General features: G+C 34.4%; 12 protein-coding genes. 5 read left to right on the top strand and 7 right to left on the bottom strand.

All coding sequences use genetic code 11. The annotated features are described in order from the left end of the window. Nucleotides 1–20: 20 nt before the first annotated feature. Together SP041_RS09785 and glpE are read right to left on the bottom strand one after the other, a co-directional pair. Entirely contained in the window at nucleotides 21–371 is a 351-nt protein-coding gene (locus SP041_RS09785) for a DUF6572 domain-containing protein (RefSeq protein WP_025563264.1), read from the bottom strand. Between the two features lie 100 nt (nucleotides 372–471). Then, nucleotides 472–783, bottom strand: coding sequence for a thiosulfate sulfurtransferase GlpE (gene glpE / locus SP041_RS09780; RefSeq protein WP_025563263.1), 312 nt, complete (start codon nucleotides 781–783; stop codon nucleotides 472–474). A 366-nt stretch (nucleotides 784–1,149) separates the two neighbouring features. On the opposite strand from glpE, the gene SP041_RS09775 reads away from it, so the two are divergent. The 3 genes from SP041_RS09775 to SP041_RS09765 are packed head-to-tail and all read left to right on the top strand — an operon-like array spanning nucleotide 1,150 to nucleotide 4,206. Further along, nucleotides 1,150–1,875: a glycosyltransferase family 25 protein gene (locus SP041_RS09775; RefSeq protein WP_025563262.1), complete on the top strand. Its 726-nt coding sequence runs from the start codon at nucleotides 1,150–1,152 to the stop codon at nucleotides 1,873–1,875. A gap of 5 nt (nucleotides 1,876–1,880) precedes the next feature. Further along, a complete protein-coding gene (locus SP041_RS09770) occupies nucleotides 1,881–3,083 on the top strand; it encodes an O-antigen ligase family protein (RefSeq protein ID WP_025563261.1) in 1,203 nt (400 codons plus the stop codon). 31 nt (nucleotides 3,084–3,114) lie between these two features. Beyond that, the gene (locus SP041_RS09765; protein ID WP_025563260.1) at nucleotides 3,115–4,206 is read left to right on the top strand and encodes a glycosyltransferase family 4 protein; all 1,092 of its coding nucleotides are present in this window, start codon (nucleotides 3,115–3,117) and stop codon (nucleotides 4,204–4,206) included. Between the two features lie 72 nt (nucleotides 4,207–4,278). Here SP041_RS09765 and SP041_RS09760 read toward each other — a convergent pair whose 3' ends face one another. Genes SP041_RS09760 through SP041_RS09750 form a run of 3 tightly spaced genes read right to left on the bottom strand, consistent with a single transcriptional unit; the run spans nucleotide 4,279 to nucleotide 7,021 of the window. Beyond that, complete coding sequence (locus SP041_RS09760; protein WP_025563259.1) at nucleotides 4,279–5,199, bottom strand: polysaccharide pyruvyl transferase family protein; 921 nt, start codon at nucleotides 5,197–5,199, stop codon at nucleotides 4,279–4,281. Next, a complete protein-coding gene (locus tag SP041_RS09755; protein WP_025563258.1) occupies nucleotides 5,199–5,981 on the bottom strand; it encodes a glycosyltransferase family 2 protein in 783 nt (260 codons plus the stop codon). The genes SP041_RS09760 and SP041_RS09755 overlap by 1 nt, the downstream gene beginning before the upstream one ends. Further along, nucleotides 5,981–7,021, bottom strand: coding sequence for a CDP-glycerol--glycerophosphate glycerophosphotransferase (locus tag SP041_RS09750; protein ID WP_025563257.1), 1,041 nt, complete (start codon nucleotides 7,019–7,021; stop codon nucleotides 5,981–5,983). Before SP041_RS09750 ends, SP041_RS09755 begins: the two co-directional genes overlap by 1 nt. Before the next feature lie 89 nt (nucleotides 7,022–7,110). Here SP041_RS09750 and waaA point away from each other — a divergent pair, with 89 nt between their 5' ends. Continuing rightward, nucleotides 7,111–8,370 (top strand): lipid IV(A) 3-deoxy-D-manno-octulosonic acid transferase, encoded by a 1,260-nt coding sequence (waaA, locus tag SP041_RS09745; protein WP_025563256.1) that lies wholly within the window; start codon nucleotides 7,111–7,113, stop codon nucleotides 8,368–8,370. Nucleotides 8,371–8,462: 92 nt separating this feature from the next. Here the strand turns inward: waaA and SP041_RS09740 are convergent, their stop codons facing one another. Continuing rightward, nucleotides 8,463–9,161, bottom strand: a complete 699-nt coding sequence (locus SP041_RS09740; protein ID WP_037048200.1) for a 3-deoxy-D-manno-octulosonic acid kinase — start codon at nucleotides 9,159–9,161, stop codon at nucleotides 8,463–8,465. A 104-nt stretch (nucleotides 9,162–9,265) separates the two neighbouring features. Between SP041_RS09740 and SP041_RS09735 the strand changes: the two genes are divergently transcribed. Then, nucleotides 9,266–10,315 carry a glycosyltransferase family 9 protein gene (locus SP041_RS09735; protein ID WP_025563255.1) on the top strand — a complete coding sequence of 350 codons (1,050 nt, stop codon included), beginning with the start codon at nucleotides 9,266–9,268 and terminating at the stop codon, nucleotides 10,313–10,315. A 137-nt stretch (nucleotides 10,316–10,452) separates the two neighbouring features. On the opposite strand, the gene SP041_RS09730 is transcribed toward SP041_RS09735, so the two are convergent. After that, on the bottom strand, nucleotides 10,453–11,457 hold the full coding sequence (locus SP041_RS09730; protein ID WP_025563254.1) for an NAD-dependent epimerase: 1,005 nt from the start codon (nucleotides 11,455–11,457) through the stop codon (nucleotides 10,453–10,455). Nucleotides 11,458–11,486: the final 29 nt, after the last annotated feature.

Raw genomic sequence — 11,486 nt, 5'->3', positions numbered from 1 at the left:
TATGGAAAATATGAGCGAGGTTAACTTTGTTGTTCAGCATACCCTGCATTTTTATTGGGACCAAAAACAAAAATAATGCCTTTATCTAATAAAATTTGCGTAGTTTTATCAAAAAAGGTAATCGCTTGATCAGTAGGCATATGTTTTAGAATCAACTCGATGGCGATATCAAACCCCGCAGCATCTGGTAATGCTTTAACCAATTCACCTGATTCAATAAAATATAGGTAAGTATTAATTTTTTCTTGTAGTGTAAATAAATGCACATCGTCATGATCCCAAACTAATGAATCAATAATACTTAAGAATACGCGTTTCGCTTCTGTTTCCATTCCAATAGCATCAATGCTATCCGTATCAACTACACTCATCACTAACCTTTTCTTTTATAATTTTCGATCACTACTTTTACTATTTTTTTCAAAAATAGCGCTTTAACTTAATGCGACTAACAACTAAGAATAAAAATATTTATGTCATTGGAAACAGTTGACGCCACATAGCCATGCCACCTTCAACGCTATAGGTGTCCTCATAACCTTGTTCAGCCAAATATTGAGCAACACCTTTACTACTATTACCATGGTAACAAACCACAAAAACAGGTGTATCAAACTCAACTTTATCGAAAAACTCTTTTAGGGTGTCATTATTTAAATTAAATGCACCTTCGGCATGATCAGCTGCATAAGATTGAGCATCACGCGTGTCCACAAGAACAGCTTCTTCATTGTCTAAACGTTGCTTTGTTTCAGCTATTTCTATTAACTTAAATGTGGGCATGCTTTTTCCTCTATTAACATAGTTTAATTTATTTAGTAATTGATTAGGATATATAGATAAAACACTGATATCTCTTTTAACTATGCGTATCATGCACTAAAATAATCCAATTTTCTATCCGACCTAAGTCATATAAGGATGAACGAACTTCATCAACATAGGTCGAGAGTAATGAGGGCCAAAAAACCTTCGCAATACACGCATAAATATCTAACTTGCTTAATATAGAAATGAGATGCAAATAAAATATTTGGACATCATAATACTTAAAAATTAAGTTTTATGATGTTAAGTGAATTAAATATTAATTTAAAACAATAAAACACTTTAACTCATCTTCACCTGAAAAATCGGTACACAATTAACATGAAAACATTTGTTATTAGTTTAAAAAAATCAATAGAGCGTCGAGAACGAATACAGCAAACATTATCTAAAGCTGGAATTGACTTTACTTTTTTTGATGCGATTGATGCCTGTCAAGAAAAGTTTAAATATTATGATAAAACAGCTCCTAAAAAAACTACAAAACGCTTTGGCTATATATTAACAAAAGGTGAAGTTGCCTGTTATGCAAGTCATTACTCAATGTGGAAAAAGTGCATTGAATTAAATGAACCATTACTAGTATTAGAAGATAATGCGTTATTTTCAGACCATATTAAAGAGTGCTTTCCATTATTTAAAGCGCTTATGACTAAATACGATTTTATTAAGTTAGGTGGTATTCATCAAAAAAACAAAAAAAATATAGGTGTAAATATCATAGAAGAAGTTAACGAAAAAGTTAATTTAATTCAATATCGTAAACGAGACTCTGGAGCTCGAGGTTACTTAATTACTCCCCAAGCGGCGAAAAAATTTGTAGAAAATGCCAATGAATTCATAGAGGCTGTAGATGATTATATGGAAAAACCATGGCGACATTCAATTAAATCGTATTGTTTTCAACCTAATTTAGTCATGCGAGCTACCATTCCATCAGTTATTGGCTCAAATAGGAAGAATAAAGAAAAGATATGCTTTAAGCATAAAATCCTTAAAGAATTTTATAGAGTTTATGAAAAAACTCGATACAACTTATATAAGTAACTGATATGTTTAACTTCAACTCGTTTCCTAAAAAGCAGCTAGATAACCTTATTTTATTGCCTTTACTATGGTCCTTTACAGGTATGTTTCTCTATCCAAATGGTAAGAAACTAATGGTTATATTAGTATTATTATCTACTATAGCTTCCATTTACTCCTATGGAGTAAAACCAATAATACAGAATATTAAAAGTAATAAATTAATATGGATTTTAGGCTTTTATTCAATCTTTGCCATTATTGCTAAAAATTATTATGGGTATAGTTCAAGCCTAATGAGAGGGTTAATTTGTCTCTTTGTCTACCTATCTATATTTCCTAATTTACTGACCAATAAAGTTAACTTTAAATATTTAATTATAATTGGCACGATTACTTCATTTTTCTTTGTAATGTATAACACTTTTATTTTAAATCAAGGTCGTATGTGGAGTATTAATCCTATTCCTTATGCTACATTTAGCGCATCACTATCAATCATCGCATTTTATTATTTGCTGCAAAGCAGAACGATTAAACATTGCCTATTATGGTTAATCACTTTTATCGCGGCTGTTATCCCATTATTGTATTCACAATCAAGAGGGCTTTGGCTTGCACTGGCCATTGTAATGATTGTTTCCATAATAAAATCATTATTTAACTATAAAAAATCGGCTTACCTTTTATTTCCTTTTATATTTGCATCTGCATCTGCATATTATATTAGTCATGATAAAATAATACAGCGTATAGATCAGACAAAAATAGAAATTGAACAAGTGATGCAAGGTAATTTAAATACCCCTATCGGTATGAGATTACAAATGTGGAAAGCGGCGACTATACTATCAAAAGAATCGGTGATTATTGGCTTGGGTGATAGTCACATGGCTTATAAAAAAGAGTTAGTGAAGCAAAAAATCATATCAGAGAAAATAGTTAAATTTACTCACTACCACAATCAATTTTTAAATGACTTGGTTAAATATGGTGTTTTAGGCTTAACACTTTTGCTTTTTTCAATAATGTTACCTTTCTATTATTTGATGAAAAATAACAATCAATATACTTGGCCAGGTAGTTTAATTATTACTATTTATGTTATTGCTTCATTAACCGATGTACCTTTTCAGCATGCACAAACACTAACTTTTTACTTCATTATTATGTATTTGCTTTCATCGCACTCTAATCAACATCAAAATGAAACATATAACAATAATTGAAAAGATTCATTATAAAAGGCAAAAATAATTTATGAATATTTTAATCTGCAGCTCATACCTACACGCATGGAACAGTGTGCGCCCTGAAGCAGAAATGTTTATTGGCTTTGTTAAAGCAGGGCATAGTGTCACAATTATGACTCAAGGCGAAGCCGATTATGTAAAGCGTTTTAGAGAAGAAGGGGTAGAGGTCATTGACTGTTACCCAACTAAAAAAGTGTGTTTAAAAACGATTAAAAAAATACATCAAGTTATCAAACAAAAGCACATCGATATTTGTTATGGGTTTAACTCAAAGACCATTCCAAATGCGGCCTTTGCATGTATTGGCACCAAAGCTAAAATGATCGCTTATCGAGGTACAACGGGTGGTTTATATCGCCATGACCCTTCTGCCTATTTAACACAATTACACCCTCGAGTTGATGGCATTATATGCGTATCAAAAGCAGTAGAAAGGGATGTGGCTCAACGAGTATGGAAAAATAAAGAAAATGTAGTAACCATCTATAAAGGTCACAAATTAGAATGGTACCAAGTTGAACCAACGGACCGAAATGAATTTGGTTTAACGAACGAGCATATCATTGCAGTATGTGCCGCTCATGTAAGACCAAGCAAAGGTATTTCCTTGTTACTGCAAGCAACTCATTATATTGATAATCCAAACTTTCATCTATTATTAGCAGGTAGTGGATTTGAACCTTATTTTGATGAACTAAAAGCAAGTCCAATGAGTAAACGTATTCACTATATAGGGCATAGAACAGATATTCCATCATTGATGACAATGGCAGACTTTCAAGTTCAACCTTCTATTAGTGGTGAAGGTTTACCTAGAACAATCATTGAAGCAATGGCTAATGCAACAACATCAGTAGTGACAACAGCAGGTGGCTCACCAGAGCTTGTTATAGATGGTGAAACAGGGTATGTCGTAGAAACTGGAGATGTTAAAGGTTTTGCAGATGCAATGAATAAACTTATTAACGATAAAAACAAATGTATTGAAATGAGTAAAGCGGCACAGATTAGATTAGATAATTACTTCAGCTCTTCTGAAACAATAAAAAAACATCTCACGTTTTTTACCAACTTAATCGTAAATAAATCCAATCTATAAATAACAATAGAAAGCCTTTAATATAAATATTGAAGGCTTTTCAACTAACCCAAAGAAATATCCTCTTTCCAATTAGCTGTAATCTGCTTTAAATTGTAATAATCGCTGGTATTGCTTATCTGTTACTGCTTCAACTACCTTATCAGTACTTAGATAAGTTTCGTTTAGTGCGATCACTTCTTTTAGAGATGTTAATAAAGTATCTGTCCCTTTTTCGCCTTGACCAAAACCAGTAAAAATTAAGTTTCCCCATTTGGGCTTTATTTTAAATGTTTTACTAATAAGCTTTTTCCCACCCACCTCAATCATTTTTAACAGAGGCATCGCTTTTTGAGAAATAAAAGGCAATGAATGAAAAGTTAAATTCAACTGCATGCTCTCTGAAAAGTCATACCATTTCTCTTCACTAAACAATGGTGAGAACTTAACAGGGCTCCACTTAATCCTCATAGCATCTGCAACTATTGCACCATGCATAGCTTCCGTAATAACCCTTTTACAACCTCTAAGTTGTTCCAAAAAGTCTTCTACTGGTTGTTTTGCAGATATAAATTGAATGCCTAATTGATCACATATTTTTTGCCAATCTACATATTTCTCACTGCCATGATGAGGAATAAAACCAATATCATAAATTTTATCAACAGCAGGTAACTCAATTTTTCTTAACAAATAAGCACCATCACCAATGACTTTATCCTCAGGTAACCCTAAGCGTTTCGCCGTTCTTGGACCTCTCACTCCATACACTTTACATTTTTCTGGTAATGAAGGAGCAGAATCTCCCCATGTTCCAGAAGAAAATATAACAATTTCTTTCGCATCAGCTAATTGAACATTTAGCCTTTTTGAAGTTAAAACAGTCCCTATACCAACAAAATAGACTTCATCTTGTTGAGTAAAGAATTCATCACCTAATAATTTTGGCCATAGCCAAGGATTAAGATCATCACCAAAATTATAAGTTTTTGAACGGCAATACTCGATAATCATTATATATTCTCATTTCTATTATTTTCTAATAACCACAAACCAGCATATTTATTAAAATTGCCATGTGCATAACGCATTGCGACAAGAAAGCCAATACTACCATCTAGCATGCCAAGTCTTAATACATAGATATGAAAAAACACCCACATAGAACGTAACAATGCTATAAATAAGCCGTGTGATTTCTTTCCCTTACGGTAATACTTTTGAGATCCTAACCACGCATATTTAGCTGACTTATCTAATCCATGTTTAAAATCACGATGTGTAAAATGTAGTAATATGCCTTTTAATGTACCAATATTTTCACCAGCTGGAATCACTTTTTCATGTACTTCATCTAAAGAAAATGTTGCGCCTTCTCTTTTAAATAAGCGTAAAACTGCTCGAGCACTTCTTCCATACTTAAGTGTCTTTCCATGAATAGTGACTCCCCAGGGAAGCTTATAAGCAACATGTTTTATAGATGACAGCGATAACAATGTACTTAACTCTTTTTGCATAGTTTTATCTAATGCTTCATCTGCATCAATGGACAATACCCAATCACAGGTTGCTTTATCTAGCGCTCGTTGTTTTTGTTTACCAAAGCCGGGCCAATCAGTACAATACACGTGCTCTGTGTATTGTTTACAAATAGCAACAGTATCATCAGTTGAACCACTATCTAAAATGATAATTTCGTCTGCTATATTTTTAACAGACTCTAGACAACAGGTAATCCTATCTGCTTCATTTTTTGTAATCACAATTACAGATAAACTGTATATTTTACTAGTCATCATATTTTCCAATAATTTAATTTTTTACGCATTTTAAAGTTACGTATAATGTTCTTTGGTTTCAAGTCACACCACCCACTCTGTAAAATATTAGAAACTCCCGCTAATACTCTTTTAGATGAATTCCCATCCAAATAAGGAGTAACAGTCGCACCATATTTTTCTATATTTAAGCTTAGTTCCGCTGACGGACAGAGTGCAGACTCAATAGCATTTTCTAAATTATTAACTTCTGTAATATTTATAAAACAGTCAAGCGGTGAACGGTTGTTAATGGTGACAACCGCTTTTTTTAATAGCAAAAATTCTTGAAAAATGGAAGAGTTATCACAAACCATAACATCTGCTCGGTGCATACATTCAATTACTCTATTATTATCCATAAAGATTAGATTATCATTTTCTAATGCTTTATATTTTTTAACTGTGGTGGCCGACATTTTAGGGTGTAACGTTACTAACCACTGCCATTTAGAATCTTTGCTTAGTCGTTGAACCTCTTCATATGCTAATTCAGCACATGAAAGCGATGGACTAAAAGTAGATGAAAACAGTATTTGAGGGCGAGCGTATTCTTCTAATGATTCGTAATTTAAAAGACTATCTAATTTAATCCAACCGGTTTCAATAACATCAAAGTAATCTTTCTTTACTGACGTTTTAGTTAATGAAAAAGTTCTTTCAGGACCTTCAGTACAATACAAGTCAAACAACCCTCTTTCAGGATACTCATTACCCCGTTTACTCTGGTTTAACCCATGGAACACTTCAACTTTAAGCCCAGGAATAAAGTTTGGAACAGTGTTGCCGGGAACAAAAACTGCGTCAGGGTTATATTTAACAGCTAACTTAATCGTCTTAATTTGAATTTCATCTTGATGAAGAAAAAGTGGGTTAACATCTTCCCCTATCAATAGCCAACACACTTCGTGTCCTTTCTTTAAAGCCTCTATTTGTAGAGGACGCAAGATATCAAATGAATAATTTTGCTCTACATAAAACAAAAATTTATATTTAACAGATATATTTGAATTTTGCATAAACTAGCCTTTTAAAAGTATATTTTTATCTAAAAATAAAATTAGTGTAAACTATATAAATACTTAGATAGCGAACTAATTAATACCATATGCGAATATTATATACATTACTACTTACTTTAGTGTCTCCTTTTTTTCTTTATTCTCTCTATAAATCAAAACCTAATAAGCCTAAGTTTGGGAAACGTTGGCTTGAACATTTTGGGTTTACACCAAGATTAAATGATTCTAGTGATCATGTAGTGTGGTTTCATACTGTTTCAGTAGGCGAAACGATTGCTGCAACTCCTTTGATAAAGGCTTATCACCAATGTTACCCAACACATACTATTGTTGTGACAACCACCACCAGCACGGGTGCAGAACAAGCAACAAAAATAGGTGACTTTGTTCAACACCGTTATATGCCTGTTGATTTCTCTTGGACGGTTCGTCGTTTTATAACCATCGTAAAACCACAAAAATTATTTATTATGGAAACAGAGCTATGGCCAAATACATTAACTATGGCAGCACAGCAGCATATTGAAGTCACCATTCTTAATGCAAGGTTGTCAGAGCGATCCTTTCTTCGCTACAAAAAATTTCAAGCCGTCTTCAACTTACTTTCTAACCCTATTAGTCAAATATTATGCCAAACACAGGCAGATGCTGATCGTTTCATTGCCCTTGGCATTGCAACCCGAAAAGTACAAGTGACTGGGTCTCTGAAGTTTGATATTGATATATCGCCTGCTGTCATTGAATCAGGATATAAATTAAGAGAAAGCATAGGTATAAACCGTCCAGTGTGGATTGTCGCAAGTACCCATCAAGGTGAAGACGACATTATATTAAGTGCCCATAAAAAGCTCCTCGAAAAGAGAGGCGACCTATTATTAATCATTGTACCGAGGCACCCAGAGCGTTTTGATCAAGTTGCACAACTAAGTGAACAGCAGGGCTTAAAAATACAACGCAGAACCACCACTAAACAAGCTATTGATTCTTTAACACAAGTTTTTATTGGTGACACAATGGGCGAAATGCTGACCTTCATTGGCGCGGCAGATATCTGCTTTATGGGGGGAAGCTTAATTGGAGAGAAAGTCGGCGGACATAACTTATTAGAACCCGCGGCATTAGCGAAACCTTGTTTAACAGGCCCAAGTTATTACAACTTTAAGTTAATTACAGAGCAATTATTAACCGTCAATGCTTGCACTATCTGTAATGATAGTGAAGCAATCATTACAGCGGTTGAACAGTTAATAGGAGATAAAAATTTACAACTCTATGCTGGGGATGCGGCTTTACAGATAGTTAATACAAGCAAAGGAGCACTGCAAAAAACCTTACAGTTACTGTAGTGATTTTAGGTTATTAATATTCGAGGCTTAAAAAGCTTTAAGCATCGAATATTAATAAGTTTAACGCTATTTAAGTTACTTAACATTCATGATTATTGATAACCACTCATTAAAGATTGCCAATCAGCCTCACACCAATGAATGGCTCTCTTTTTAAGCTCTTTGCGAAAAGATCGTAATAAACGTTTTAGGTTATTCTCTTTCCAACTATCTCCGACTTGTTGATAGCATTTATCAAAGTCAATAATCCAAACCCGACCATTTTTATCTAATAAAATATTATGGATATTTAGATCAGTATGATTTACCTGTGCTTGATGCAGTTTTTTAATTTCTTTACCAATATTTAAATATTCATGTTTCGTTAATTTTCTTTGTTGTAATAGGTCAACGAGATCTGTTGCATCTGGAATTTTTTCTGACAAGATATCAGCTTGGTATAAAAAACCACAACGTTTAACATTAGCGGCAATGGGTGTTGGCACATTAACGCCTTGCCCTTGTAGATGATTTAATAAATGAAATTCTGCGATACTTCGCGCTTTTTGATAACCAGTAAAAAAATAGCTATCAGATACTATTTTTCCAAATAATCCACCTCGTCGATAATGACGTAATGCTGCTTGTATGCTATCAAGTTCAACAAACCAAGTCGTCCCACGCCCTTGCGCGCTGCCGATAACCTTCGCTTTATTTTGCCAATATTGTGGCTCAAAACATTCAGATACATCATCAATCAACTTTTCATTGTAAATGGTATATGCACCTTGGCTTTGAATAATTTTGAACATCTTGTTAACCTTTTAATAAATACTCGCGACTCCAAAAAATATTGAAACCTAAAATAACGTTAGTATTGTATACTGAATAAAATCACTTGGAATATCATACTACTATGCCATTATTTTCAACAGCACCTAAATCGATATGTCTTCTACGTTTATCAGCTATTGGCGATGTATGTCATGCTGTTGCTATGGTACAAGCAATTCAAAAGCAATGGCCAAGTACCAAGATAACCTGGATCATGGGAAAAATAGAAGCGCAGTTATTACATGACTTACCTGATGTTGAAGTGATTATTTTTGATAAAAAAACTGGCTACTCAGGTATGAAAGCAATTTGGAAACAGCTCTCAGGACAACGCTTTGATGCATTATTGCATATGCAACTCGCGTTGAGAGCAAGTGCGCTAACCCTAGGTATTAAAGCTAAATATAAAGTGGGTTTTAATTTTAAACGTGCGAAAGAAGCACAATGGTTATTCACTAACCAAAAAATTTCAGATACCGCTTCACAACATGTTTTAGATAGCTTCTTTGAGTTCGCCTATTACTTAGGTATTGAAAAAACATCACCAACTTGGGATATCCCACTTTCATCTTCAGACGTTAAGTTCGCTCAAACAATAAGCCCACATAATAAACCATTATTTATTATCAGCCCTGCTGCCAGTAAAGATGAACGAAATTGGTTAACAGAGCGTTATGCCGCAGTGGCAGATCATGCCATCACACAAGGTTTTGAAGTGGTATTATGTGGTTCCCCTGCGCCTCGTGAAGTACTGTTAGGTGAAAATATACAAACATTAATGCAGCACAAAGCGATCAATTTAATCGGTCAAACTTCGTTAAAGCAACTCACAGCGACCTTAAAACAAGCTTCGCTAGTGCTAGCGCCTGATTCAGGCCCTGCTCATATCGCAACAACACAAAACACGCCTGTTATTGGTTTGTATGGACACAGCAATCCATTACGAACAGGCCCCTATTTAAGTGCTGAATATGTGATTAGTGTTTATGAACAACATGTACAAGAGCAACATAAAAAATCGTTATCTGAACTACCTTGGAGTGCACGCGCAAAAGGTGAGCACATTATGCAAGACATCTCCACTGAACAGGTCATTGAACAATTTACTGCCATAACAGGCTCTGATCATTAATCATTTTAGATTTTTAGTAGCAGGCTTACGTGTTAAAAAAGACAAGCCAGAAAGTAAAAAGGCTAACAAAAGTTAGCCTTAAAAAGATTATATTCATTAGATTCGATTTATCACTAATAACCGAATCACCATAGAAACTACTTAGCGTAAAAGTCTTTATACCATTTAACAAACTCAGCAACACCTTGCTTCACTGTGACTGCAGGTGTGTAACCTATCACTTTAAATAAGTCAGTAGTATCAGCATAGGTTTGATATACATCGCCTGCTTGCATTCCACGGAAATTTTTCTTCGCTTCTATGCCTAGTTCGCTTTCAATCGCTTGTACAAAATCCATTAAGCTGATTGGTGAGCCGTGCCCTATATTGTAAACAGCATAAGGTGCAGAACTCGTTGCTGGGCTACCCCTTTCAACAGTCCAATCAGGATTTTTAACAGGCTCAACGTCTGCGATACGAATAACACCTTCTACGATGTCATCAATATAAGTAAAGTCACGCCACATATCGCCATTGTTATTGATATCAATCGTTTCACCTTCCAGAATCTTTTTAGTAAAGATGAACGGTGCCATATCTGGACGTCCCCAAGGACCATAAACGGTAAAGAATCGTAAGCCTGTTGTTGGAATATCGTAAAGATGAGAGTACGTATGTGCCATCAATTCATTTGATTTCTTAGTGGCAGCATACAAAGAGATAGGATGATCTACTGAATCATTGGTTGAGAATGGTACTTTTGCGTTTAAACCGTAAACAGAACTTGATGAAGCATAGATCAGATGACCTACTTTATTTTGACGACATCCTTCCAAAATATTGACGTGCCCCACTAAGTTGCTATCAGCATAAGCCAATGGGTTCTCAATCGAGTAACGTACACCCGCTTGTGCGCCAAGATGAATTACGCGGTCAAACTTCTGTTCTGCAAATAAATCTTTAATGCCTTCACGATCTGCCAAATCTAATTTAATAAATTGAAATGATGGATTTTTAATACGCTTTAAACGAGCTTCTTTTAACGCAACATCATAATAGTCATTGATATTATCAATACCAATGACTTGGTGACCCGCTGCAGTTAAACGTTCAACGACAACGCTTCCGATAAAACCAACAGCACCCGTTACAAGGTATTTCATATTGAACTCCAAAAATGTACACATGATTG

This window comes from Psychromonas sp. SP041 (assembly GCF_000470315.2).
Lineage (GTDB): Bacteria > Pseudomonadota > Gammaproteobacteria > Enterobacterales > Psychromonadaceae > Psychromonas.
Note: the sequence above shows the minus strand (reverse complement) of the source record. Positions and strands in the feature narration are given on the sequence as shown.